At 67.9% G+C, this 24605-nt stretch carries 26 protein-coding genes, 4 tRNA genes and 1 pseudogene; 7 read left to right on the top strand and 24 right to left on the bottom strand.

What is annotated here, in order from left to right:
• Positions 1–14: 14 nt before the first annotated feature.
• Both FOF45_RS14380 and FOF45_RS14375 read left to right on the top strand, forming a co-directional pair.
• Complete coding sequence (locus FOF45_RS14380) at positions 15–272, top strand: acyl-CoA-binding protein (RefSeq protein ID WP_158986022.1); 258 nt, start codon at positions 15–17, stop codon at positions 270–272.
• A 45-nt stretch (positions 273–317) separates the two neighbouring features.
• Entirely contained in the window at positions 318–944 is a 627-nt protein-coding gene (locus tag FOF45_RS14375; protein ID WP_158986020.1) for a TetR/AcrR family transcriptional regulator, read from the top strand.
• 43 nt (positions 945–987) lie between these two features.
• Here the strand turns inward: FOF45_RS14375 and FOF45_RS14370 are convergent, their stop codons facing one another.
• The gene (locus FOF45_RS14370; protein ID WP_158986018.1) at positions 988–1362 is read right to left on the bottom strand and encodes a hypothetical protein; all 375 of its coding nucleotides are present in this window, start codon (positions 1360–1362) and stop codon (positions 988–990) included.
• 146 nt (positions 1363–1508) lie between these two features.
• Between FOF45_RS14370 and FOF45_RS14365 the strand changes: the two genes are divergently transcribed.
• Positions 1509–2363 (top strand): tetratricopeptide repeat protein, encoded by an 855-nt coding sequence (locus FOF45_RS14365; protein ID WP_158986016.1) that lies wholly within the window; start codon positions 1509–1511, stop codon positions 2361–2363.
• 9 nt (positions 2364–2372) lie between these two features.
• Here the strand turns inward: FOF45_RS14365 and FOF45_RS14360 are convergent, their stop codons facing one another.
• Positions 2373–2999 (bottom strand): response regulator transcription factor, encoded by a 627-nt coding sequence (locus FOF45_RS14360; protein ID WP_158986014.1) that lies wholly within the window; start codon positions 2997–2999, stop codon positions 2373–2375.
• A gap of 138 nt (positions 3000–3137) precedes the next feature.
• On the opposite strand from FOF45_RS14360, the gene FOF45_RS14355 reads away from it, so the two are divergent.
• Both FOF45_RS14355 and arsC read left to right on the top strand, forming a co-directional pair.
• Positions 3138–3212 (top strand) — tRNA-Val (locus FOF45_RS14355).
• Positions 3213–3270: 58 nt separating this feature from the next.
• Positions 3271–3624: an arsenate reductase (glutaredoxin) gene (arsC, locus tag FOF45_RS14350; RefSeq protein WP_158986012.1), complete on the top strand. Its 354-nt coding sequence runs from the start codon at positions 3271–3273 to the stop codon at positions 3622–3624.
• A gap of 16 nt (positions 3625–3640) precedes the next feature.
• Here arsC and FOF45_RS14345 read toward each other — a convergent pair whose 3' ends face one another.
• A complete protein-coding gene (locus tag FOF45_RS14345; RefSeq protein ID WP_199244491.1) occupies positions 3641–4918 on the bottom strand; it encodes a nucleotide sugar dehydrogenase in 1278 nt (425 codons plus the stop codon).
• A 69-nt stretch (positions 4919–4987) separates the two neighbouring features.
• The gene (locus tag FOF45_RS14340) at positions 4988–6007 is read right to left on the bottom strand and encodes a YeiH family protein (protein WP_158986010.1); all 1020 of its coding nucleotides are present in this window, start codon (positions 6005–6007) and stop codon (positions 4988–4990) included.
• A gap of 72 nt (positions 6008–6079) precedes the next feature.
• Here FOF45_RS14340 and FOF45_RS14335 point away from each other — a divergent pair, with 72 nt between their 5' ends.
• Together FOF45_RS14335 and FOF45_RS14330 are read left to right on the top strand one after the other, a co-directional pair.
• Positions 6080–6982: a LysR substrate-binding domain-containing protein gene (locus tag FOF45_RS14335; RefSeq protein WP_158986008.1), complete on the top strand. Its 903-nt coding sequence runs from the start codon at positions 6080–6082 to the stop codon at positions 6980–6982.
• A gap of 282 nt (positions 6983–7264) precedes the next feature.
• Positions 7265–7567, top strand: coding sequence for a hypothetical protein (locus FOF45_RS14330; protein ID WP_158986006.1), 303 nt, complete (start codon positions 7265–7267; stop codon positions 7565–7567).
• Positions 7568–7617: 50 nt separating this feature from the next.
• Here FOF45_RS14330 and FOF45_RS14325 read toward each other — a convergent pair whose 3' ends face one another.
• The 20 genes and pseudogenes from FOF45_RS14325 to sdhA all read right to left on the bottom strand — a co-directional run bounded on the left by FOF45_RS14325 (position 7618) and on the right by sdhA (position 24603).
• Positions 7618–8058: a trypco2 family protein gene (locus FOF45_RS14325; protein ID WP_158986004.1), complete on the bottom strand. Its 441-nt coding sequence runs from the start codon at positions 8056–8058 to the stop codon at positions 7618–7620.
• A 128-nt stretch (positions 8059–8186) separates the two neighbouring features.
• Positions 8187–8273 (bottom strand) — tRNA-Leu (locus FOF45_RS14320).
• Positions 8274–8372: 99 nt separating this feature from the next.
• A tRNA-Cys gene (locus tag FOF45_RS14315) sits at positions 8373–8446 on the bottom strand.
• A gap of 103 nt (positions 8447–8549) precedes the next feature.
• Positions 8550–8625: transfer RNA gene (locus tag FOF45_RS14310), tRNA-Gly, on the bottom strand.
• Between the two features lie 153 nt (positions 8626–8778).
• On the bottom strand, positions 8779–9345 hold the full coding sequence (pgsA, locus tag FOF45_RS14305; protein ID WP_158986002.1) for a CDP-diacylglycerol--glycerol-3-phosphate 3-phosphatidyltransferase: 567 nt from the start codon (positions 9343–9345) through the stop codon (positions 8779–8781).
• Positions 9342–11228: an excinuclease ABC subunit UvrC gene (uvrC, locus tag FOF45_RS14300; protein WP_158986000.1), complete on the bottom strand. Its 1887-nt coding sequence runs from the start codon at positions 11226–11228 to the stop codon at positions 9342–9344. The genes pgsA and uvrC overlap by 4 nt, the downstream gene beginning before the upstream one ends.
• A gap of 131 nt (positions 11229–11359) precedes the next feature.
• Positions 11360–11854 (bottom strand): low molecular weight protein-tyrosine-phosphatase, encoded by a 495-nt coding sequence (locus FOF45_RS14295; protein WP_158985998.1) that lies wholly within the window; start codon positions 11852–11854, stop codon positions 11360–11362.
• Positions 11847–12629 carry a 3-deoxy-manno-octulosonate cytidylyltransferase gene (gene kdsB / locus FOF45_RS14290; RefSeq protein WP_158985996.1) on the bottom strand — a complete coding sequence of 261 codons (783 nt, stop codon included), beginning with the start codon at positions 12627–12629 and terminating at the stop codon, positions 11847–11849. The genes FOF45_RS14295 and kdsB overlap by 8 nt, the downstream gene beginning before the upstream one ends.
• Positions 12626–13669, bottom strand: a complete 1044-nt coding sequence (gene lpxK / locus FOF45_RS14285) for a tetraacyldisaccharide 4'-kinase (protein WP_158985994.1) — start codon at positions 13667–13669, stop codon at positions 12626–12628. Before lpxK ends, kdsB begins: the two co-directional genes overlap by 4 nt.
• Entirely contained in the window at positions 13666–15414 is a 1749-nt protein-coding gene (gene msbA / locus FOF45_RS14280; protein ID WP_158985992.1) for a lipid A export permease/ATP-binding protein MsbA, read from the bottom strand. The genes lpxK and msbA overlap by 4 nt, the downstream gene beginning before the upstream one ends.
• Positions 15411–15851: an ExbD/TolR family protein gene (locus FOF45_RS14275; RefSeq protein WP_158985991.1), complete on the bottom strand. Its 441-nt coding sequence runs from the start codon at positions 15849–15851 to the stop codon at positions 15411–15413. The genes msbA and FOF45_RS14275 overlap by 4 nt, the downstream gene beginning before the upstream one ends.
• 13 nt (positions 15852–15864) lie before the next feature.
• Entirely contained in the window at positions 15865–16500 is a 636-nt protein-coding gene (locus FOF45_RS14270) for a MotA/TolQ/ExbB proton channel family protein (RefSeq protein WP_158985989.1), read from the bottom strand.
• Positions 16415–18855, bottom strand: a pseudogene (locus FOF45_RS14265) (DNA internalization-related competence protein ComEC/Rec2); the annotation flags it as partial. The pseudogene FOF45_RS14265 and the gene FOF45_RS14270, both read right to left, overlap by 86 nt.
• 35 nt (positions 18856–18890) lie before the next feature.
• On the bottom strand, positions 18891–19601 hold the full coding sequence (lolD, locus tag FOF45_RS14260; protein WP_425481934.1) for a lipoprotein-releasing ABC transporter ATP-binding protein LolD: 711 nt from the start codon (positions 19599–19601) through the stop codon (positions 18891–18893).
• Positions 19602–19608: 7 nt separating this feature from the next.
• The gene (locus FOF45_RS14255) at positions 19609–20853 is read right to left on the bottom strand and encodes a lipoprotein-releasing ABC transporter permease subunit (RefSeq protein ID WP_158985985.1); all 1245 of its coding nucleotides are present in this window, start codon (positions 20851–20853) and stop codon (positions 19609–19611) included.
• Between the two features lie 6 nt (positions 20854–20859).
• Positions 20860–21309, bottom strand: a complete 450-nt coding sequence (locus FOF45_RS14250; RefSeq protein ID WP_158985983.1) for a YgfX family protein — start codon at positions 21307–21309, stop codon at positions 20860–20862.
• Positions 21260–21514, bottom strand: coding sequence for an FAD assembly factor SdhE (locus FOF45_RS14245; RefSeq protein ID WP_158985981.1), 255 nt, complete (start codon positions 21512–21514; stop codon positions 21260–21262). Before FOF45_RS14245 ends, FOF45_RS14250 begins: the two co-directional genes overlap by 50 nt.
• Positions 21511–21933 carry an MAPEG family protein gene (locus tag FOF45_RS14240; RefSeq protein ID WP_158985979.1) on the bottom strand — a complete coding sequence of 141 codons (423 nt, stop codon included), beginning with the start codon at positions 21931–21933 and terminating at the stop codon, positions 21511–21513. The genes FOF45_RS14245 and FOF45_RS14240 overlap by 4 nt, the downstream gene beginning before the upstream one ends.
• Before the next feature lie 80 nt (positions 21934–22013).
• Positions 22014–22796, bottom strand: coding sequence for a succinate dehydrogenase iron-sulfur subunit (locus FOF45_RS14235; protein WP_158985977.1), 783 nt, complete (start codon positions 22794–22796; stop codon positions 22014–22016).
• Positions 22797–22812: 16 nt separating this feature from the next.
• Complete coding sequence (gene sdhA, locus FOF45_RS14230; protein WP_158985975.1) at positions 22813–24603, bottom strand: succinate dehydrogenase flavoprotein subunit; 1791 nt, start codon at positions 24601–24603, stop codon at positions 22813–22815.
• Between the last annotated feature and the right edge of the window lie 2 nt (positions 24604–24605).

Here is a 24605-nt window from a genome sequence, read left to right as displayed (position 1 = left end):
GGAGGGGCGCCACCATGTCCGACCTGCAATCGTCTTTCGAGCAAGCCGCCAAGGACGTGCAGTCGCTGTCCGAGCGTCCGGACAACGACACCCTGCTGCGCCTGTACGCGCTCTACAAGCAAGGTTCGGAGGGCGACGTGAGCGGGGCCAAGCCCGGCTTCTTCGACTTCGTCGGAACCGCCAAGTACGAGGCCTGGGCCAAGCTCAAGGGAACCGGCCGCGACGACGCCCAGCGCAAGTACGTCGATCTGGTGAAGAAGCTGCGCGGTTGACGCGCCGCTTCAGCCGATCCCCCGCCCGCCCCCGCGAACCGCTCGATGGCGAAGCAGACACGCCAGCGTATCCTCGACACCGCATTGACGATGTTCAATGCGCTGGGCGAGCCGAACGTCACCACCAACCATATCGCCGACGAGCTGGAGATCAGCCCGGGCAATCTGTACTACCACTTCCGCAACAAGGACGACATCATCGAGCAGCTGTTCGCGCGCTTCGAGGAGCGCATGGACGCCGCGCTCGCCGCGCCGCAGGGACGGTTGCCGGGACTGGAAGACATCTGGCTGCAGCTGCACCTGGTGTTCGAGTGCATCTGGGACTACCGGTTCCTGCATCGCGATCTGGTCGAGATCCTGAGCCGCAACCGCCGCCTGCGCCTGCGCTTCGCGCGCATCCTGCGCCGTGCCGACGAACAGGCGCACACGGTGATGCGCGGCCTGCTGCAGGCCGGGATCCTGCGCGCTTCGAAGGACGAACTCGCCGCGACCGCGACCAACGTGCTGGTGATCGCGACGTTCTGGCTCAACTACGCTGCCGCGCGTGGCGACAAGGACGAGCACGCCGCGATCCGCGACGGCATCGTCCAGGTGATGATGCTGCTGGCGCCGTTCCTGCGCGATGCGGAACGGGTGCACCTCAATACGCTGACGCGCGCCTACCTCGACTGATCCGAACGGACGGCAATGCGGTCCGAGCGGATCGTCACGCCGTTCAGCCCTTGCGCGCGCGTCGTGCGGAAGTCGCACGACCCTGCGCAGGACGTGCGCGCTTGGCGGCCTTGCTGGCCTTGCGGACCGGACGCTTGCGCTGCGACGCGAGGCCCAGCTTGTCCAGCACCGGGGCCAGGCGCGCCTCGATGTCCGCGCTGAAGCGCACCACGGTCGGCTCGACCTGACCGCGCAGCTGCGCACCGGCAGAACCGGCGAACGCGCGGGCACGACCCTCCAGATCGACCGCGCGGGCAACCAGGCGACCGCGGGCCGCGAAGGCTTCGCGCTGACCGATGGCCAGCAGGCCGAGGCTGGCCAGCCAGACGTGGCGCAGGGTGGTTTCGTGGGCTCGGGTCTTCGACTTCGCTGCCGGCATGTGGGGTTCTCCAGAAGGCAGGCCCGGTCGGGCCGTCGAGCCCACTGTCCCGGGGCGGCATGGAGCAAACACACTACCCGCCCCCTTGCCAGCGTCGCCCCGCCAGCGGGATGCTGGGCCCCCGCCCCCTCTCCGAAGGACCGCAGATGGCTGCCAAATCCAGCTGGGCCGCATTCCCGCTCGGCGCGAAAGAGTTCGCCTACGCCGGCAACGCGCTGCTCAAAGCGTGGCCGAAGCTGCATGCCGGCGACACCGAGCCCTTCCCCGATGCCAAACGTGCCGCAGCCCTGATTGCCGCGGCCGGCAAGGCCGCGCCCAAGGGAATGGATGCCGACACCCTGGCCGCCGCGTTGCAGGACGCGTGGCGGGCCTTCCATCGTGGCGATTTCAAGGCGGCGTTCGATGCGGGGCAGGCGCTCGGGCCGGTCGGCGCATCCGTGGCGGTGAAGGCACTGGGCATCCATGCGACGTATCTGGTCGAGGACGACGGTGAACGGCTGAAGCGTTTCGAACAGGCGGCCAGCATCGCCGAGACCGCAGTTAAGGCGCTCCCCGGCGAAACCAACAGCCACTATCGCCACGCCTTCGCGCTGGGCCGCTACAGCCAGGGATTGAGCATCGCCAAGGCACTGAAGGCCGGCATCGCGGGCAAGGTGCGCACCGCGTTGGACAAGGCGCTGGAGCTTTCGCCCAAGCATGCCGAGGCGCACACCGCGCTGGCGCTGTACCACGCCGAGATCATCGGCAAGGTCGGCGGCGTGATCGGCGGCCTGACCTACGGCGCCAAAGCCGCCGAAGCGGAAAAGCACATCGCCACCGCGCTCAAGCTGACACCGCAGTCGCCGATCGCGCACATCGAGTACGGCAACGTGCTGATGCTGCTGCACGGCGACAAGAAGGAGGACGCTGCCGCCAGCGAATACGAGAAGGCGTCGAAACTCGAACCGCTGGATGCGATGGAGGCGCTGGACGCGCAATACGCCGCGTCGCAGCTGGAGTAACTGCGCGGTTTAGCGTTCCGGTTTCGACAGCAGCAGGCCGCGCTCGCGTGCGATGCGCGGCAACGCCGCCACACTGCGCGCACCGAGCTTCACCAGCAGGCTGGTGCGATGGCGATAGAGCGTCTTGACGCTGATACCCAGGTCGGCGGCGATCGCCTTGGGCGGCAGTTCCGACAGCAGGCCACGCAGCGTTTCTTCCTCGCGCTGCGTCAGGCCGAATCCGCGCGGTCGCTCGATCGCGCGACGCACGTCGCTGCTGAGCGCGATCTCGCCCGCCACGACCCGATCCAGTACGTCCGTCAATTCCGCGATGGCCGCCGCCTTGCTCACGTAACCCTGCGCGCCGTGGTCGAGCGCGCGCAGCACGACGCCGGGATCGTCGTGCATGCTCACCACCACACGCAGGACATCAGGCGCGACGTGCATCAGGTCGCGCAACAGGAAGAATCCGGCATCAGGCCCGTCGAGACTGAGGTCGATCACGGCGACATCGACGCGACGCCGGCGGACGGCCTCCAGCGCCAGGGCCGCATCGGCGGCCTCGGCTACGACGGAATAACGGCCCGTTCCCTGGAACAGCCGTTTGAACCCTTCCCTCACGATCGCGTGATCGTCTACTAGCAGCGTGCGAATCATGGCGACATCTTCGCCATCCGGCCCGGGACGGGACCACCGGATCATTCCTATTTTTCTCACCCCTCGAAGGAACACCGCCGCGGCATGACGCCTGTTGCCAAATCCGGTGCCCGCTGGTGTATACTGCGCAGCCCTTACGGGCGGTTAGCTCAGCGGTAGAGCACTGCTTTCACACGGCAGGGGTCACAAGTTCGAAACTTGTACCGCCCACCAGTTTCAGGCAAAGGCCGGCGAAAGCCGGCCTTTTGCTTTTGCAGCGACGGAGGACGAGATGAACGAGACCCGCCTGTACCACAACCCGCGTTGTTCCAAATCGCGCGGTGCGCTGGAGCTGCTGCACGAACGCGGCATCGAGCCGGTGGTCATTGCCTACCTGGACACGCCGCCGAGCGTGGATGAACTGCGCGAACTGATCGGCCTGATCGGCCTGCCTGCCCGCGCGCTGCTGCGCAGTGGCGAAGAGGAGTACGCCGCGCTAGGACTCGCCGACGAATCTCTGGACGAGGCGACGCTCATCGAGGCGATGCATGCGCACCCTCGCCTGATCGAGCGGCCGGTGTTCGTGCATCGTGGCCGGGCCGTCATCGGTCGTCCGCCGGAACGCGTCCTCGAACTGCTCGACTGAACGCGGGCGGTGTGCGTTACAGACGCGCGTCGACGCCTTCGCGCGGATACAGACTCTTGATGTCGTACAGCAGCGCGTGCGGCCGTCCGAAGGCCCGCGCGCCCTCCGCACCGAGCTCGCGGAACTGCTCGTGCGCTACGGCCAGGATCACCGCGTCGTAGGCGCCCTGCTCCGGCGCTGCGATCAGGTCGACACCGTACGCGGCGCGCGCTTCACCCGCGTCCGCCCACGGGTCGTGGATATCGACATGGGCGCGGTACTCGCCGAACTTCTGCGCCAGCTCGACCACGCGCGTGTTGCGCAGGTCCGCGCAGTTTTCCTTGAAGGTGATGCCAAGGATCAGGATACGCGCGCCGGCCACAGCGATGCCGCGCTGGATCATCAGCTTCACCACGTCGGCAGCGACGTGTTCGCCCATCGCATCGTTGATGCGCCGGCAGGCGAGCAGGATGTCGGGGTAATAGCCGGTGGCCTGCGCCTTCTGGATCAGGTAGTACGGATCCACGCCGATGCAGTGTCCGCCGACCAGGCCGGGACGGAACGGCAGGAAGTTCCACTTCGTGCCCGCCGCCTCCAGCACTTCAGTCGTGTCGATGCCCAGACGCTGGAAGATCAGCGCAAATTCGTTGACCAGCGCAATGTTGGCGTCGCGCTGGGTGTTCTCGATCACCTTCGATGCTTCGGCGACGCGCAACGTGGACACCTTGTGCGTGCCCGCGCGGATGATGCTGCGGTAAAGCGCATCGACGAACTCGGCGGCCTCGGGCGTGGAACCGGACGTCACCTTCGGGATGTCGACCAGCCGGCGCTTGCGATCGCCGGGGTTGATGCGTTCCGGGCTGTAGCCGACGAAGAAATCGCGATTGAACACGAGGTCCGACGCGCGTTCCAGCTCGGGCACGCAGATTTCCTCGGTCGCACCGGGATAGACGGTGGATTCGTAGATCACCGTATCGCCGGACTTGAGTACGGCACCGATCGTGCGACTGGCCTGAACCAGCGGAGTGAAGTCGGGACGCTTGTGTTCGTCCACGGGCGTCGGCACGGTGACGACGAACACGTTGCATTCGCGCAACCGCGCCGGATCGGCGGTGACATCCAGGCGCTGCGCGGCGGCGATCTCGTCGGCGCCGGTTTCACCGTTGGCATCTTCGCCGCGACGCAGGCGCTCGACGCGACGCGCGTCGATGTCGAAGCCGAGCGTGTCGTACTGGCGGCCGAACTCCACGGCCAGTGGCAGCCCTACGTAGCCCAGTCCGATGACCGCGATGCGTGCCTTCGACAGATCCAGCATCCACTCCCCCGCCACGAACGATCCGTGTCCGACGCGGACACCGTGCGCCCATTCTAGGCTGCGCGGGGCTCAACCCAACCAGCGCACCAGCACATATCCGCCACCGCACAGCCACAGGAACAGCAGGCCCGCCAGCAGCAGCGGACGCGGACCGAGCGCGCGCAGGCGCGACAGGCGCGTTTCCATGCCGAGCGCGGCCATCGCGGTGGCCAGCAGCAGCGTGTCGAGGGCAAGCAGCGCCGACTTCGTGGCCGCGGGGATCGTCACCAGCGAATTCAGCGCCACCACACCGAGGAACCCCAGCGCGAACCACGGCACCACCATCGCCCGCTGCCCGCCCGCGCGCGCCTCGCGCCAGCCCAGCAGGAACAGCACCGGCACCAGCATCAGCACGCGGGTGAGCTTGACCACCACCGCCGCGTCGGCGGTCTCCGGGCCGATGGCGCTGCCGACCGCGACCACCTGCGCGACCTCATGCACGGTCGCGCCGGTGTAGAGCCCGAACGCGGCGGCGTCCAGCCCAAGGTGCGGGTACAGCGCGGGATACAGGAAGATGTTGAGCGTACCGAACAGCACCACGCTGGCCACCGCAATCGCGACCTTCCCGGGCTCCGGCCGGATCACTCGCTCCACCGCCAGCACTGCCGCCGCGCCGCAGATCGCGCTTCCGGCGGCAGTCAGCAGCGCGGTGTCGCGGTCCAGTCCGAACCAGCGGCGACCGGCCCACACGCCAAGGCCCAGCGTCGACGCCACGATCAGCAGGTCCAACACGAGTCCCGGCGCACCGACCGCCGCCACGTCCTGGAAACTCAGGCGCAGGCCGTACAGCACCACGCCCGCTCGCAGCAGTTGCCGCTGCGCGAGGGCCAGCCCCGGCGTGAACGCCGGCGACAATCGTCCTCCCGACAGGTTGCCGAGCAGCAGACCGATGACGATCGCCACGGTCAGTGCGCTCAGGTGCCACTGTCGCAGCCAGGCCGTCTCGGACGCCCACAGCGCGACCACTCCCAATCCCACCGCCAACGCCACACCGGGCAGCCAGGGAACGCGTTGCAGGACGGGCGCGGAGCGGGATTCGACGTAAGCCATAGGGGCGCATGGTCCGCCCCGCACCAACTTAAGTAAATTTGAAACTTCTTAACCTACCGATAAGATCAGCTGATGATTGGGATCACGCCACGCCAGCTGGAAGTCTTCGTCGCCATCGCCGTCGGTGGCACCGTGCGCGCCGCCGCCGAACAACTGCACCTCACCCAGCCGGCGGCCAGCATGGCGCTGGCCGAACTGGAACGCTCGCTCGGCACGCCGCTGTTCGACCGCACACAGCGTCGACTCCAGTTGAATGCGCACGGCCGACGCACGCTACCGTTGGCGCAGGAGCTGCTGGAACGCATGCGCGAACTCACCGCGCGCGCGACCGACAGCGACGAGCGGCTCGTCGGCGAACTGCACGTCGGCGCGAGCAACACCGTCGGCAACTACCTTGTCGGCGACCTGCTCGGCCGGTTCGTGACCGCGCACCCGCAGGTCGCGGTGAAGCTGCGCGTGGACAACAGCGCGGAGATCGTCGCCGCCGTGCTCGACTACCGGCTCGACATCGGCTGCATCGAAGGTCCCGCCGCGCATCCCGACCTGGAACTGCTGCGCTGGCGCGACGACACGCTGTGCGTGTGCGCCGCCCCCGGCCATCCCCTCGCCCGCCGTCGCCGCCTGCAACCGGCGGATTTCGCCGGCGCGCGATGGATCCTGCGCGAAGCCGGCTCGGCCACGCGCACGCAGGCCGAACGCGCGCTCGCATCGCTGCCCGCTGGCGAGACGGTGCTGGAACTCGACCAGAGCGAATCGATCAAGCAAGCCGTGATCGCGGGACTTGGACTGGCCCTGCTGCCAGCGGTCTCCGTCGTCGATGCGCAAAGCGCCGGCCGCCTCGTCGTGCTGCGCACGCCTTTCCTCAACCTGAAACGGCAACTCAGCCTCGTGCTGCATCGACGCAAGTATCGGAGTGCGTTGTTGCAGGGCTTTCTGGAGAGCGTGCCAATGGGCAGCTCGATGAGTCGAAAGTAGCGGTGAAGTCGGCGAGTCGGGCACGGATCGCGCTTGGATTGAATCGGTCCATGAGCATGATTCGACGAATGCCTCTGCACAGCGCCATCAACTGGGCATAGGCCCGTCGTGGATGGCGCTGGAGCGCGCGCTCCACACGCAGGAAGCAGCGTACGCGTCGAAACAAGCGCCAACGTCGGCGTCCGATGCGCCTCCGGCGGCGCTTGAAGCGTCGGCCGTGACACTTTTTTTCGCCACCCCTCGCCGCGAAAAGCGTCGCCCCTGAGGCTTGTTTCGCCAACGATGGCGCGCGAAGCGGCAGCGGCGGCGCGGAAAGCGTCGGCAGCGGCGCTTTTTTCGGACAACAGCAATCCGAAAAGCGTCGGCGGTGACGCTTTTTTCGCCAGCGACGGCGCGGAAAGCGTCGAAGCCGGCGCAAGCAGCGTCGCCGAAAACGCGAAAAGCCGCTCGGGAGCGGCTTTTCGAGACACGCACGGCGCGGAAAGCGCCGCGCGGCATCAGGCCGGCTTCGGCGTCGAGCGTGTGGCCGAGGGCGTCTTGTTGAATCGCCCGGACAGTTCGCGTCTCAACGCTTCCAGCCCCTGATTGCGGGGCTCTCTTCGCAGAGCAGTAGATGAATCGACCCCATTTTTCCGCTATTCGTTCTTTCCGCCAAGCTTCGGATTGAATCCAAATGCTCCATCGGTGAGGCCGCGACCTGGCAGCGTGGAATTGAGATAGTTTGGGCTCTTCGGAAAATACTGGCCAATCAATGTGCTAGCCATTTCCGGTGAGACCTTCTCCTTGTTCATCATCTCAATCATGCTTTTGAGCGTCGCAAGTTGCTCACTGAAGGTCATGGTTGGCAGTGGTGAAAACCGCACCCTGACTTTGTGCGAGGCTGCGTGAGCCGCACTCCCGCCTACCTTCACGCCGGTTCCGAGAACCTTGAGCTCAAGTTCTCCGTCACCATGCTCCTCAACTTCAACCCCAATTTCCAACTCGCATTCTTCCAGTGACAACCTTGCATCCGCATCTGGCTTACGAGCCAATGCGAGTTCGGTACGAAGATGCTCAATGAGTTCGGACAGGCGCATAACACGCTCCATGCAATGTCGTGGTCGCATCGAGCCCAACGACAAAGATGTAGGAGTGCGGTCACTCCTAGCGATCGCTCAATCCCCAAGCGCCGCTGCACACGGCGGGCGAGAACTCTTGCTGCTACTGGTGCCCGGAGCCGGGATCGAACCGGCACGACCTTGCGGTCGGCGGATTTTAAGTCCGCTGCGTCTACCCGTTCCGCCATCCGGGCTGGGGAGCGACGCGCGCTAGCTTACGCGAGCCGCTCTTGCGCGGTGCGCTACGCAGAAAAAGAAAAAGCCCGACCTTTCGGTCGGGCTTTTCGTGGAACTGGAGGCCTGGGTCGGAATTGAACCGGCGTACGCGGATTTGCAGTCCGCTGCATAACCACTCTGCCACCAGGCCGGTGACGTTGAATCCGGTGTCCGGATTCTTCCACATTTCCACCCGGTTCATGCACCGGGTCCGGAAACGACAAGGCCCCGAATCACGGGGCCTTGTCCGAATATGGAGCGGGAAACGAGACTCGAACTCGCGACCCCGACCTTGGCAAGGTCGTGCTCTACCAACTGAGCTATTCCCGCAGAGGAAGCGACATTTTAGGCATGGAATGAAAAGTGTCAACACCCTTTTCAATCCGTGGAAGGCCCCGTCACCGGGCTTTCCGAACCGGCCGATCCGGGAGCCATCTCCGGTCGGATCGTCGAACGCGTGTGCGTTCGCGATGTGAATATTGTCTATGAACGCGCGTCTTCGCGCAAGGCGGGCCATGCAGCCCGCAGGTACGCGAATCCGGACCACAGCGTCAGCAATGCCGCCGCAGCCAGCAGCCATTCACCGATCAGGAACACGTTCAGTCCGTACAGCGGTTCCTGGTACAGCAGGCACACCAGCGCGACCATCTGCACGATCGTCTTGAACTTGCCGATGCTGGCGACCTTCACCGTGGCGCGCTGCCCCAACTCCGCCATCCATTCGCGCAGCGCCGACACGGCGATTTCGCGGCCGATGATCACCGCGGCCCACAGCGCCATCCACACGGTCGGATGCTTCTGCACGGTCAGCAGCAACGCGATGGCGACCATCAGCTTGTCCGCGACCGGATCGAGGAATGCGCCGAACGCCGAGAACTGGTTGTAGCGGCGCGCGATCCAGCCATCCAGCCAGTCGGTGATCGACGCGAACGCGAAGATGAAGGCGGCAGCGAAGTTGGTCCACTTGTAAGGCAGGTAGAACACCAAGACCAGCACCGGGATCAGCAGGATCCGCAGCAGGGTCAGCATGGTCGGTACCGTCAACTTCATCCTTCGCTCCGCGTGCCGCTGGTGGGCTCTGCCATGTCCGGGGTGGGTCGCTCGGGCACGTCCAGCCCGTGCAGGGTCGCATAGATGCGCTCGGCGAGGGCGTCGTTGATGCCGTCCACCCGGGCGATTTCCTCGATGCCGGCGGCCTTCAGGCCCCCGAGGCCGCCGAAATGCCGCAACAGGTTAGCGCGCCGGCGCGGCCCGATGCCGGCGATGTCCTCCAGGCGGCTGGTGTTGCGCGCCTTCTGGCGCCGGCCACGGTGGCCGGTGATGGCGAAACGGTGCGCTTCGTCGCGGACCTGCTGAACCAGCTGCAGCGCCGGGGACTCGGCGCCCGGGCGCACGCTGCGGCCGTCGGGAAGGAGCAGTTCCTCGTCGCCAGGGCGCCGTTCAGGGCCCTTGGCCACGCCGACCAGGGCCACGCCCTCCACGCCGAGGTCGTCCAGCACCGCGCGCGCCTGCGCCACCTGCCCCGCGCCGCCGTCGATCAGGAGGATGTCGGGCATCACCCCGCCCTCCTCGACCGCGCGCCGGAAGCGGCGCTCGATCGCCTGGTGCATGGCCGCGTAGTCGTCGCCGGGTTCGATGCCGGCGATGTTGTAGCGACGGTACTGCCCGCGCACCGGGCCTTCCGCGTCGAACACCACGCACGAGGCGACCGTGGCCTCGCCCATCGTGTGGCTGATATCGAAGCATTCGATGCGCGACGGCAGCGCCGGCATCGAGAGCAGTTCGCGCAGCGCTTCGGCGCGCGCGTGCTGGGCGGCATGGCTGGTGCGCTCGGCCGACAGCGACAGTTCGGCGTTGCGGCGCGCCAGGTCGACATAACCGGCGCGCTCGCCGCGCACGTTGCATTTGATCTGAACGCGGCGCTCGCCGGTGCTGGACAGCGCATGTTCGATGAGTTCGCGATCGGGAATGTCGCGATCCAGCACGATCTCGCCCGGCGGCGTCTGTTCGCCGTAATACTGCGAGACGAACGCGGCGAGCACTTCCTCGGCGTTCTCGCTGCCGTTGGTCTTCGGGAAGAATGCGCGCGTGCCGAGGTTGCGACCATCGCGGAACGCCAGCAGCAGTACGCACGCGGCGACGCCCTGCATCGCGATCGCGAGCACGTCCAGGTCGGCGGCACGGCCGTCGACGTACTGGCGCGCCTGCAGGCTGCGGATCGAAGCGACGAGATCGCGCAGGCGCGCGGCTTCTTCGAAGTCGAGGCGCACGCTTGCCGCTTCCATCGACTTCAGCAGCTCGTCGCTGAGTTCGTCGCTGCGGCCGTCCAGGAACAGGCCCGCGCGACGCACGCTTTCGGCGTAATCGCGCGCCGGCACCATGCCCACGCACGGCGCGCTGCAGCGGCCGATCTGGTGCTGCAGGCACGGCCGCGAGCGGTTGCGGAACACGCTGTCCTCGCAGCTGCGCAGCTTGAACAGCTTGTGCATCAGGTTGAGCGTGTCGCGCACGGCGCCGACGCTGGCATACGGGCCGAAGTAGCGGCCCGGGATCGCGCGCGGGCCGCGATGCATGGCGATGCGCGGCCACGCTTCCTGCGTCATCAGCACGTAGGGATAGCTCTTGTCGTCGCGAAGCAGCACGTTGTAGCGCGGCTTGAGCGACTTGATCAGCTGGTTTTCCAGGATCAGAGCCTCGGCCTCGGTGCGCGTGACCGTGACTTCCATGCGCGCGGTCTGCGCGAGCATGGCCATGATCCGCGCCGACTTCGGCGTGGCGTTGAAATAGCTGGAAACGCGGTTCTTCAGCACGCCGGCCTTGCCGACGTAGAGCACGCTCTCGTCCACCGCGATCATCCGGTAGACGCCGGGCGCGGTGCTGAGGTTCTTGACGAAGGCCTTGCCGTCGAAGGCCGCCGGGACGGCATGACTCATGAACGGGCGACTCCTGCGGACACCGGAGTGGGAAGCATGGCGGTGGCGGGCGTTGCGGTCGCGAGCATCGGCTCAGGTATGGGGCCGATTATGCGGCAGGGCAACCGCTCGCGGCGTGCCCAGGACGGTCGTTAGCGCGTCAGGAACGGGTACTCGCGGCGCAGTCGCGCGATCACGCCGTCGGCGGCCCGGTCCAGCAACTGGAAGACGTGCTCGAACTGCGCCGGCCCGCCGGTGTACGGATCGGGCACTTCGCCCTCGTGCGCCAGCCCGGACCAGTCCAGCAGCAGCGCACTGCCCGCGCGCGCACCTCCGGGCGCACGCGCGCGGACGTCGCGCAGATTGGCGCGATCGGCGCAGAGCAGCCAATCGAAATCGTGGTAGTCGGACAGCGCCAGCTGGCGTGCGCGAAGGCCGGCGATATCGACGCCATGTTCCGCCGCATTGGCGATAGCGCGCCGGTCCGGCGGCTCGCCGATGTGCCAGTCGCCGGTGCCGGCCGAATCCAGCTCGATGCGACCGGCCAGCGTCGAGGTGGCGATGCGCGCGCGCATCACGCCCTCGGCGACCGGCGAGCGGCAGATGTTGCCCAGGCAGACGATCAGCAGCCGAACCGGTTCAGCCATGCCCGGCCGCGATCCACGCTTCGGCGCGGGCGAGGTCCTCGGGGGTGTCCACGCCCGGCGGGAACGGTTCCGGCGTGATACCCACCGCGATGCGATGGCCGGCTTCGAGCACGCGCAGCTGTTCCAGCGATTCGATGCGTTCCAGCCGTCCCGGCGGGAGCGCCGCGAAACGCTGCAGGAAGCCGACGCGGTAGCCATAGATGCCGATGTGCCGCAGCCATTCGCCATCGGCCGGCATGCGGCTGCGATCGCGTGCGAACGCGTCGCGCGGCCACGGGATCGGCGCACGGCTGAAGTACAGCGCGTGGCCGTTGTCGGCGCGCACTAGCTTCACTGCGTTCGGGTCGAGCAGCGTTTCGACGTCCTCGACGGGAGCAGCGAGCGTCGCCATCTCCGCCTCCCCCGCATGCATCAGCGCGGCGACCGCGCGGATACCGGATGCGGGCGCGAAGGGCTCGTCACCCTGCAGGTTCACGACGACGGTGTCGTCGCTCCAGCCGGCGATACGCGCGCATTCGGCGAGGCGATCCGTACCCGACGCGTGGTCCGGCGAGGTCATCGCCACGCGCACGCCGGCGCCTTCGAGCGCGGCCGCGATCCGTTCGTCGTCGGCGGCCACCCACACTTCGCGCGCGCCGGCCTTCAGCGCGCGACGGGCGACGTGCAGCACCAGCGGCTCACCGGCAAGCAGGCGCAACGGCTTGCCCGGCAGGCGCGTGGCGGCGTGGCGCGCGGGAATGGCGACGACGAAATCCAGGCGTTCGGATGCGCTCATGCGCCCTTCTCCTTGTGGTCGCGGTACTGGCGCGCACGCGCGGCCACGCGATCCAGCAGCGCGACCCAGAATGCCTCCGGCAGGTCGGCGCGCACCGGCACGCTGAAGTGGCGTTCGTCGGCGAACGCGGCGCACTTCACGGCGTCCTTCTCGGTCATCAGCACCGGCAGTTCGCGACTGCCGAACTCGAAGTCCTCGGCACGGTACTGGTGGTGGTCGGCGAACGCGTGCGGCACGACCGCGATACCGTAATCGCGCAGCATCGCGAAGAAACGTTCCGGATCGCCGATGCCGGCGACGGCATGCACGCGCTGGCCCGAGAACGAACCGAGCCGGCGCGCGCGTCCGCCGATCATCGGGTCGGCGGAATCGCCAAGCAGTCGCATCGGCCACTCGCCGAAACCGGTGTCGCCGTTGCCGGGCGCGCCGGAACCGACGTTCACAACGCGGAAATCGCAGCGTGCACCGCGTTCGGGCAGCTCGCGCAGCGGACCGGCCGGCAGCAGCTGGGCATTGCCATAGCGACGTCGGCCGTCGACGACTTCGATTTCGATGTCGCGCTCAAGCCTGTAGTGCTGCAGGCCGTCGTCGCAGATGACGAGGTCGCAACCAGCCTCGACCAGCGCCTTCGCGGCGGCCGCGCGATCGCGGTCCACGCGCACCGGCGCACCGGTGCGATGCGCGATCAACACCGGCTCATCGCCGCCGCGCGCGGCGTCGGTACGGGCGTCCACCCACAGCGCGGCGGACGCGTCTTCGCGGCCGTAACCGCGAGTGGCGACGCCGGGATGCCAGCCTTCGGCGCGCAGTCGTTCAACCAGCGCGATGGTCAGCGGTGTCTTGCCCGCGCCGCCGGCGGTGATGTTGCCGACCACGATCACCGGAACGCCCGGATGGTGGCGCTTGAACCAGCCCTTCAGGTAAGCGCTGCGACGCAGGCCGGTGACCGACCCGTAGAGCGCCGACAGCAACCGTGCGCTCAGCGGAACCCGCGCATCGCCGTACCAGAATGCCGGCGGTTGCACGCCTGTCTTGCTCATTCGCCCTCGCGGAATTGCATGCGGTGCAGGTGCGCGTACAGCCCATCGAGCGCGAGCAGCTGCGCGTGCGTGCCGCGTTCGACGATGCGGCCCTTGTCGAGCACCAGCACCTGATCGGCGTGTTCGATCGTCGACAGGCGATGCGCGATCACCAGTGTCGTGCGGTTGGGCATCAGGTGGTCCAGCGCGTCCTGCACGAGTCGTTCGGACTCGGTATCGAGCGCGGCGGTCGCTTCGTCGAGGATCAGGATCGGCGCGTCCTTCAACATCGCACGCGCGATGGCGAGACGCTGGCGCTGGCCGCCGGAGAGGCGACCGCCCTTGGTGCCGATGTCGGTATCGACACCCTGCGGCAGGCGTTCGACGAACTCCATCGCATTTGCGCCGCGCACCGCGCGATCGAGTGCGTCGGGCGTCGCGGCCTGCATCTCGCCGTAGGCGACGTTGGCGGCGACGGTGCCGTCGAAGAGCATCACCTGCTGGCCGACAAGCGCGATCTGCCGGCGCAGGTCGGACAGGCCGTACTCCTGCAGCGGATGGCCGTCGAGCAGGATCTCACCCTGTTCGATGTCGTAGAAGCGCGGAATCAGCTTGATCAGCGTCGACTTGCCGCTGCCGGAGCGGCCGATGATCGCGGTCACCGTGCCGGGACGCGCCACGAAACTGATGTCGGACAGCGCCGGCTCGGCCTGGCCCGGATACCGCGCGGTAACGTCGCGGAATTCCAGCAGGCCCTGCGCGCGCTCCAGCGGGCGCGTGCCGGTGTCGATTTCGTCCGGTGCGTCGAGCACGTCGAACAGGCGTTCGGCCGAAGCCACGCCACGCTGCAGCATGCCCTGCACGTTGGTGAGCTGCTTCAGCGCGGGGATGATCGCCAGCATCGCAACCATGAGGCTGACGAACTCGCCGGCAGTCAGGCGCCCCTGCGTGGCTTCACGCCCAGCGAAGAACAGCAGCAGCGCAAGGCCAATCGCGCCCATCAGCTGCACCATCGCCGAGGAAATGCTGCGTGTGGATTCGACCTTCAGGCTCAGGCGCAGGTGGTGGTTGGCCTGGCCGGTGTAGCGCGTCAGCTCGGTCGACTGCGCGCCATAGACCTTCACTTCCTGGTGGTTCGACAGCGCCTGGTCGGCCGATTGCAGCAGCTGCGCGCCGCTCTCCTGGATGCGATGGCCGATGCGCCGATAGCGACGCCCGACCTTATCCATTGTCCAGGCCAGCAGCGGGCCCAGCAGCAGCACCGCCAGTGTGACGCGCCAGCTCGTGTAGAGCATCACGCCGAGCATGGCGATGACCTGCAACGCCTGCTGCAGCATCACCTTGGCAGCGTCGATGGCGGCCTGCGCGACCTGGTCGCTGTCCGAGCCCAGGCGCGTGAGCATCGACGACACCGGTTCGGTGTCGAAGCGCAGGCCAGGCAGGCGCAGGTACTTGCCCAGCACCTGCACACGAAGGTCGCGCGCGATGCTGCGCCCGGCGCGTGCCATGAAGGTGTCGGTGATGTAGCCGGCGATGCCGCGCACGATGAAGATGCCGATGATGGTCAGCGGCAACAGCACTTTCACGCTCGCATTGCGGCTGACGAAGGTCTCGTCGACCATCGGGTTCATCAACTTCGCGAACGCACCGGCGGCACCCGCTTCGATCAACATGCCCACCAACGCAATCAGCAGCACGCCCCGATACGGCGCGACGAAGTGCAGCAGGCGGCGGTAGGTAACCCAGGGCGACACTTCGTCGCTCACTTCGCAGACTCCGCCGCTTCGCGCGTCTGCGGCGCGGTCGCGTTCATCACCTTGCGGAAGCCAAGCTGGCCGAGCGCGTCGTAGACCGTGACCACCGCCTGGTACGGCGTGCGCGCGTCGGCGCGCAGCATCACCGGGCGGTCGCGGTCGGTGCCGGCGACTTCGCTGATGGTGCTCTTGAGCGATTCGACGTCGCTGCGCAGCACTTCGCGGTCGTCGACGAAATAACGGCCTTCGGCGTTCACCAGCACGATCAGGGCCTTGGCCGGATCGCTGGCCGGCTCGCCGGTGGCGCGCGGCAGTTCCAGCTTGAGCACCGAACGTGCGTCGAAGGTGGCGGTGACGACGAAGAAGATGATCAGCACCAGGATGACGTCGATCAGCGGAACCAGGTTGATGTCCGGTTCGTCATCGCTGCGGTGGTCGCGGATACGCATCGTGCAGGTCGCCTCACGCGGCCTGCGGCGTGCGCGCGGCGGCGGCCGGGCGCGTGTCGAGCGTGTCCATCAGCGCGATCGCCTCGTGCTCCATCGACACGATGTACTCGGCGATGCGGCCGCGGAACCAGCGGTGCGCGATCAGCGCGGGGATCGCGACGATCATGCCGGCCGCGGTGCACACCAGCGCCTTGCCGATGCCGCCGGCAAGCTGGTTCACGTCGCCGATACCGTGGTCGAGGATGCCCAGGAACATCTGGATCATGCCGACGACGGTGCCGAACAGGCCCAGCAGCGGACCGGCCGCGGCGATGGTGCCCAGGGTGTTGAGGTAGCGCTCCATCTTGTGGACCAGATGGCGGCCGACGTCCTCGATGCGCTCGCGGATCTGGTCGCGCGGACGGTGGCGCACGTCGAGCGCGGCGGCCAGCAGCTCGCCCAGCGGCGAGGTGCGGCGCAGGGACTCGATGTGGGACGGGTCGAGCTTGCCGCTGCCGGCCCAGGTGCGCACTTCCTTGCCCAGGTTGGGCGGCAGGACCGCGCTGCGCCGCAGCGTCCAGGCGCGCTCGACGACCAGGGTCAGCGCCAGCACCGACAGCAACAACAGCGGAATCATCGGCCAACCGCCGGCCTTGACCAGTTCCAGCACGCAAACCTCCGGCCTCAGGCCGTATCAATCAGGCCGATAGGATAGCCCAGCCGCACGCCGGTCCCCGCGCTGCGTGGCATCCCAGAGCCGCGGTTGTGCCTGACGTCGCGCTTCGACCGTCACACCGTCGCGGCCGAGCCGGACCCGCAGCGCGCCTTCACGCGCCGTGTCGTGGACCTGCGCGCCCGAGGCGGCCCAGCGGTGGACGACTTCGGGCCGCGGATGGCCGAAACGGTTGCCGTGGCCGGCGGACACCAGCGCGGCCCGGGCGCCGGTCGCGGCGACGAATCCGGGATCGGACGAGCCGCCGCTGCCGTGGTGCGCGACCAGCACCACGTCGGCGCGGACGTCTTCGGGCCGATGCCGCAGCAGGCGGCGCTCCACGACCTCGCCGATGTCGCCGGTCAGTAGGACCGCGCGGCCGGCCGCCTCGACACGCAGCACGCAGCTGGATTCATTGCTCAGGTACGGGAAGTCTGCGGGCGGATGCAGGAAGCGGAGCCGGACCCCGTCCCACGTCCAGTCCTCTCCCGCGCGGCAGGGCGTGCTCGCCAGCAGCGGCGCGCCGTCCGGCGCCAGAACGGTCGCGAGCGGGAACGCCGCCCTCACCGCCTCCAGCCCGCCGACATGGTCGTTGTCGGTGTGGCTGACCACCGCGCGGTCGAGCCGCCCCACTCCGAGCGCATGCAGCGCGGGCACGACGGCGCGTTCGCCGGCATCGAAGCCCTCCGGCACCGCCGGTCCCATGTCGAACAGCAGCGCGTGCCGCGCCGTCCGCACCACCACCGACAAGCCCTGCCCCACGTCGACGACCAGCAGCTCGGCCTCACCGGTTCGCGGCAGGTGGCGATCGGGCCACAGCAACGGCAGCCACAGCAGCGCGGCGCAGGCCTTGCCCGGCACGCCGCGCGGCAACAGCAGCCAGAACGCCCCCACCAACGCCAGAGGCAGGGCGAACCAGCGCGGCTCCGGCAACCACCACAGCGACAGCGGGCTGCTCGCCAGGCGCTGAAACAGCGGCCAGCTCACATCGAAACACCACGCAGCCGCCTGCCACGCCCACACTCCCGCGCCGTCGCGCGCCGTTTCCAGCGCGAGTCCCAGCAACGACAACGGCACGACGACGAGACTCCACCACGGCACCGCGGCGAGGTTCGCCAGGGGGCCCGCCAGCGAGGCCTGTCCGAACAGGAGCGCGCTCAACGGCAGCAGACCCAGCATCGCCACGCCCTGCGCCGACAGGAACTGGCGCACGGGCTGGCCGCGTCCGTCCGGGAGGCACCACAGCAGCCAGGCCACGCCGGCGAAGCTCAGCCAGAAGCCTGCCCCGAGCACCGACAGCGGATCGACGAGCAACACTGCGAACACGGCCAGCGCCAGGCCGTCCGCGATCCGCAGCGAATGGCGCGAGGCGCGTACCGCCGCGACGATGGCGATCATCAGCGCCGTGCGCACCGTTAGCAGCGCGAAGCCGGCGACCGCCGTGTAGATCGCCGCACCGACGGCTCCCGCGATGGCGGCGGCGACCGGCGCCGGCATTCGTCGCGCGAACGAGGGAAACAGCCACCACAACGCGCGTGTCAGCCACGCGAAGCAGCCGGCGACCAGACCTACATGGAAGCCGGAAATCGCGATCAGGTGGGTGAGGCCGTTCGCGCGCAGCGTCGTCCAGTCCTCGTCGTCGAGTGCGCGCACATCGCCCAGCGCCAGCGCCTGCACGAAGCGGACGGAAGGTCGTTCGGCGCCTGCCGCTATCCGCCCCGACTGTTCGTCACGCCAGGCATCGATGCCGGTGGCAGCGGCCAGTCGTCGCGCCGACGCGGGATTGCGCACGTAACCCGTCGCCGCAATGCGCTGTGCCATCGCGTACTGCTCGGCATCGCTGCCGCCCGGATTGCGCAGACCGCGCGGCGCGCGCAGTCGTACGTCAAAGCGCCAGCGCTCGCCGGCGCGCAAGGTGCGGCGGATCGCACCCTCCTCGTCGTACCACGCCAACCGTAGCTCGCGTCCGCGCAGGCGTGCATCGCGCGCATCGTCGTCAACGCGAAACAGGAAGGCCGTACGACGTGGCTCGTGCTGCGGCAATGAGACGATGCGTCCGGTGATCACGGCGTCTTTCCGCAACGGGAACGACGGCAATTGCCGCGACAAGGCATAGGCCGCGTGCAGGCCGGCAAGGCCCATCCCGACGAGCAGCCAGCCCACGACCAGCGCGGCGCGATTCGCGCGAATCACGCCGCGAGCAAGCAACAGCAATGCAATCGCCAGTATCGCCAGCGAGACCGGCCACGGTGCCAGCCACGGTGACCACAGGCAGACGCAGACGCCGGCCAGCAACGCGAATGCTGTGGGGATTCCGAGGAGCGGCGTCCGTGCCGCTGGTTGCACCGTCAGACCTCGTCGGGTCGCAACTGGCGCAGTTTGCCTTCGTGCAGCTCCAGTACGCGGTCGAGGCGGCGCGCGAGGCGACGATCGTGCGTCACCAGCACCAGGCTGGTCTGCTGTTCGTGGTTGAGCGCGAGCATCAGCTCGAAGACGGTGCTGGCGGTCTTCTCGTCGAGGTTGCCGGTGGGCTCGTCGCCGAGCACGCAGGCCGGGCGATTGACCAGCGCGCGCGCGACGGCGGCACGCTGGCGCTCGCCACCGGAGAGCTCGCCGGGCTTGTGTTCGAGGCGATGCCCCAGGCCCACGGCTTCAAGCAGCACCTTGGCGCGCTTCAATGCGTCGGGTACGTGCGCGCCCGACAGCAGTACCGGCAGCATCACGTTCTCCAGCGCGGTGAACTCGGGCAGCAGGTGGTGGAACTGGTAGACGAAGCCCAGGGCCTTGTTGCGCAGCGCGCCGCGCGCACTGTCCGAGAGCGAACTCATCTTCTGCCCGGCAACGAACACCTCGCCCGCGGTCGGCGTGTCGAGGCCGCCGAGCAGGTGCAGCAGTGTGCTCTTGCCGGCGCCCGACGCGCCGAGGATGGCGACCGTCTCGCCCGAGTGCACCGACAGGTCGATGCCGTCGAACACGGGCGTGCGCAGCTTGCCCTCGGCGTAGGTCATGGCGAGGCCTTCGGCTCGGAGCGCTTCGCCCTGGTGCTTCTGCGGTTGCATCACGGCCTCACTCATAGCGCAGCGCCTCCGCCGGGGCCGTACGCGCGGCGCGCCAGGCGGGATAGATGGTGGCCATGAACGCCATCGCCAGTGCCACGGCGGCGATGATGATCACGTCGCTGGGTTGCAGGTCGGTCGGCAGGCCGGTGATGTAGTAGACGTCCTCCGGCATCAGCTGCACGCTGAGCACGGCTTCGATCGCCTTGAGGATGTGTTCGAGGTTGAGCGTCAGCACGATGCCGCCGATCACACCGAGCACGGTGCCGATGATGCCGATCAGCGTGCCCTGCACGACGAACACCTGCATCACGCCACGTGGCGTGAGGCCAAGCGTGCGCAGGATCGCGATGTCGGCCTGCTTGTCGGTCACCAGCATGACCTGCGAACTGACCAGGTTGAACGCGCCCATCGCGATGATCAGCGACAGCAGGATCGCCATGATGGTCTTTTCCATCTTCAGCGCGCGGAACATGTTGGCGTTCTCGCTGGTCCAGTCGCTGACCCGGAACGGCCCGCCCAGCGAAACCGCCAGATCGCGTGCGACGTCCCAGGACTGGTCCATGTCGTGCAGGCGCAGGCGCACGCCGGTCACGCCATCGCCCATGCGCAGCAGGCGCTGCATGTCGTGCATGTTGGTGACGGCCAGGCCCTTGTCGAAATCGTTGTAGCCGGCTTCGAAGAGGCCGGTGACAGTGAAGCGCTTGAGCTGCGGCACCGCGCCCAGCGGGGTGCTGCGGAAGTCGGTGGTGGTCATCACCACGCTGTCGCCGACACCGACGCCCAGCCACATCGCCAGCTCCTTGCCAAGCACGATGTTGAAGCTGCCGGGCGAAAGCGAGTCGAGCTTGCCAAGGACCATCTTGTCGGCCAGCACCGAGACGTGGCCCTCCTGGTCGGGCAGCACGCCGCGCACCATCGCCGGCTGGTTGCGCGCGCCGGACAGCAGCGCTTCCTTCTCGATGTAGGGCGCCGCGCCGGCAACGCGCTTGTCGGTCAGCGCCTTGTCGACCGCCTGTTGCCAGTCGGTCAACGGCTCGCCGTAAGCGCTGACCGTGGCGTGGGCGGCCATCTGCAGCATGCGGTCGCGGATCTCGCGCTGGAACCCGCTCATCACCGCCAGCGTGGTGATCAGCGCGGTCACGCCGAGGGCGATGCCCGCGATGGAGGCCAGGGAAATGAAGGAGATGAAGCCATTTCGGCGTTTGGCGCGCAGGTAGCGCAGGCCGATGGCGACGGGGATGGGTTTGAACATAGCGGGCTAGGATGCCATCGAAGCATGTGAACGCGCATCGCCTTGGACCGGAACGGCCAGCCGCAGTTCACGACGCGCCGGGGACGGCAGCGTGTCCGGCCACCAGCACAGGCGTCCTCGCTGCCCGCTCGCCTCGCGGTAGCGGAGGAACGCCAGCGGCCCACGCCATTGCACGCTCCAGGCGGCGAGGGCCTGTCCGTCCAGCGTGGCCTGGCCCGTCGGTGCGATGACCAGCCAGTATCGGGGACGCCGCGCCTCTCGCCGCGCGGACCAGATCCCCTGCCCGATCGCACCGATCGCCAGCGGTATCGCACAGGGCATTGGCATCTCGCAGGTCAACACGGCTAGCGCGGCGAGGATGCCGAGCGCGAACAGCGCCACGATCAGCCAGCGCGACGGCCGCCACTCAAGGCGGCAGGGCGCGGATGCGTTCGACGAGCGCAGCGAGTTCGGCATCGGTCGGAGTGTCGTTCCCCATGAACCAGTGCCAGAGCTTATCGTCTTCGATTTCGAGCAAACGTAGGAAAACCGCGTGTTCGGCATCGGAAGCTTGCCGCCATGCACGGTCGAGATAACGCTCGAACAACTGGTCGAGTTCGCGCATGCCGCGACGGCAGCGCCAGCGCAGGCGACGCAGCTCGCGTTCGATTTCCTCGCTCATCGCGTCCACCATCCGGTCGCGATCACGCCCCACAGCGTCCACAGCACCAGTGCGCCGGCGATGTAGATCCAGAAGCGATGCATGACCTTGTTGTAGCCGCACTGGATCAGGCTGTGCAGCACGCGCAGCGCGACGAACAGCCACGCCAGCGACAGCACCGCGGTCGTCGCCTGCCCGGTCAGCGCCGCGGCGGCCAGCGCGGCGTAGAACAGCACCGGCAGTTCGAACAGGTTGCGGAAGTTGTCCGAAGCGCGCGTGTCGGCCAGGCGCTGAGCGATCTGCGCGGAGGTCGCGATCGACTGCGGATGGATGCGCTCGCGCCGCATCTCGCCGATGCGGACCACGTACATCCGGATCCAGACCACGAGCGTCAGCGCGACCATCGCCAGCGCGGGGAGGAAAACCTGCTTGGTGTCCATATCGCTCCTGGAAAGTCGCCCTGAAAAAGAAGGGGCGCACTCGCGTGCGCCCTTCCGGTGGTCCATCGCGACCGCGCGACTCAGGCGCGGCGTGCCAGCATCAGCTTCTTGATCTCGCCGATCGCCTGCGCCGGGTTCAGGCCCTTCGGGCAGGTGCGGGCGCAGTTCATGATGGTGTGGCAGCGGTACAGCTTGAACGGATCCTCGAGGTCGTCCAGGCGGCTACCCGTGTCCTCGTCGCGCGAGTCGACGATCCAGCGGTAGGCCTGCAGCAGGATCGCCGGACCGAGGTAGCGGTCGCCGTTCCACCAGTAGCTCGGGCAGCTGGTCGAGCAGCACGCGCACAGGATGCACTCGTACAGGCCGTCGAGCTTCTTGCGGTCTTCCGGCGACTGCAGACGTTCGCGGTCGGACGGCGACGGGCTCTGCGTGCGCAGCCACGGCTTGATCGACGCGTACTGCGCGTAGAAGTGGGTCAGGTCCGGCACCAGATCCTTCACCACCGGCATGTGCGGCAGCGGGTAGATCGGCACTTCGCCCTTGTCGCAGTCGCTGATCGCCTTGGTGCAGGCCAGCGTGTTGGTGCCGTCGATGTTCATCGCGCACGAACCGCAGATGCCTTCGCGGCACGAGCGACGGAACGTCAGCGTCGGGTCGATCTCGTTCTTGATCTTGATCAGCGCGTCCAGAACCATCGGACCGCACGCGGCGAGGTCCACCTCGTAGGTGTCCACGCGCGGGTTCATGCCGTCGTCGGGGTTCCAGCGGTAGACCTTGAAGGTGCGCGGTTGCTTGGCGCCCGCTGCCGGCCAGTGCCGGCCCTTCTGGATCTGCGAGTTCTTCGGGAGGGTGAATTCGGCCACGGTGTGCTCGCTCCGGTCAGTAGACGCGCTTCTTCGGCGGCACAACGGACACGTCGTCGGTCAACGTGTACATGTGCACCGGGCGGTAGTCGATGGCGGTCTCGCCGCTGTCGCTGACCGAGCACAGGGTGTGCTTCTGCCAGTTGGCGTCGTCGCGGTCCGGGAAGTCCTCGCGGGCGTGCGCGCCACGCGACTCGGTGCGGTTCTCCGCCGAGACGATCGTGGCGAGCGCCTGGCCGAGCAGGTTCGACAGCTCGTAGGTCTCGATCAGGTCGGAATTCCAGATCAGCGAGCGGTCGGCGACCTTCACGTCGGCGAACGACGCGTGGATCTCGCGCATCTTCCTCACGCCGTCGGACAGCGTCTCGCCGGTGCGGAACACGGCGGCGTCGGCCTGCATCGTGCGCTGCATCTTGTCGCGGATGACCGCGGTCGGCGTGCCGCCGTTGGCATTGCGCAGCTTGTCCAGTCGCGCCAGCGCCTGGTCGCAGGCGTCGGAGGCGAGCTTGGCCTGCTTGCCGTCGGGCTTGACCGTATCCGCCGCGCGGTTGGCGACGGCGCGGCCGAACACGACCAGGTCGAGCAGCGAGTTGGAACCCAGGCGGTTGGCGCCGTGCACGGACACGCACGCGGCTTCGCCGATCGCATACAGGCCCGGCACGACTTCGTCCGGGTTGCCGTTGCGCAGCTGCACCACTTCGCCGTGGTAGTTGGTCGGGATGCCGCCCATGTTGTAGTGCACGGTCGGGATCACCGGGATCGGCTGCTTCTCGACGTCCACGTTGGCGAAAATGCGCGCCGACTCGGCGATGCCCGGCAGCTTCTCGTGGATCACTTCCGGACCGAGGTGCGTCAGGTCGAGCAGGATGTGGTCCTTGTGCTCGCCGACGCCGCGGCCTTCGCGGATTTCCATCGTCATCGCACGGCTGACCATGTCGCGCGGGGCGAGGTCCTTCACGCTCGGCGCGTAGCGCTCCATGAAGCGCTCGCCGTTGCTGTTGCGCAGGATGCCGCCTTCGCCGCGGACGCCTTCGGTGATGAGGCAGCCGGCGCCGTAGATGCCGGTCGGGTGGAACTGCACGAACTCCATGTCCTGCATCGCCAGGCCGGCGCGCAGCACCATGCCGCCGCCGTCGCCGGTGCAGGTATGGGCGGAGGTCGCGGAGAAGTACGCGCGGCCGTAGCCGCCGGTCGCCAGCACCGTGCCCTGCGCCTTGAACAGGTGCAGCGTGCCCTCGGCCATGTCGAGCGCGAGCACGCCGCGGCAGGCGCCGTGCTCGTCCATGATCAGGTCGAGCGCGAAATACTCGATGAAGAACTGCGCGTCGTGCGCGAGCGACTGCTGGTACAGCGTGTGCAGGATCGCGTGGCCGGTGCGATCGGCCGCGGCGCAGGTGCGCTGCGCCGGCGGACCTTCGCCGTAGCGCGTGGTCATGCCGCCGAACGGACGCTGGTAGATCTTGCCGTCCTCGGTGCGCGAGAACGGAACGCCGTAGTGTTCCAGCTCGATGATGGCCGGGATGGCCTCACGGCACATGTATTCGATCGCGTCCTGGTCGCCCAGCCAGTCCGAACCCTTGACGGTATCGAAGAAGTGGTAGCGCCAGTCGTCCTCGCCCATGTTGGCCAGCGCCGCGGCGACGCCGCCCTGCGCGGCCACGGTGTGCGAACGCGTCGGGAAGACCTTGGTGATGCAGGCCGTCTTCAGGCCCTTCTGGGCCAGGCCGAAGGTGGCGCGCAGGCCGGCGCCGCCGGCGCCGACCACCACCATGTCGAAGGTGTGTTCGTGGATCTTGTAAGCGGGCACGG

This window comes from Lysobacter panacisoli, from assembly GCF_009765165.1.
Classification (GTDB): Bacteria; Pseudomonadota; Gammaproteobacteria; order Xanthomonadales; family Xanthomonadaceae; genus Lysobacter_J; species Lysobacter_J panacisoli.
Note: the sequence above shows the minus strand (reverse complement) of the source record. Positions and strands in the feature narration are given on the sequence as shown.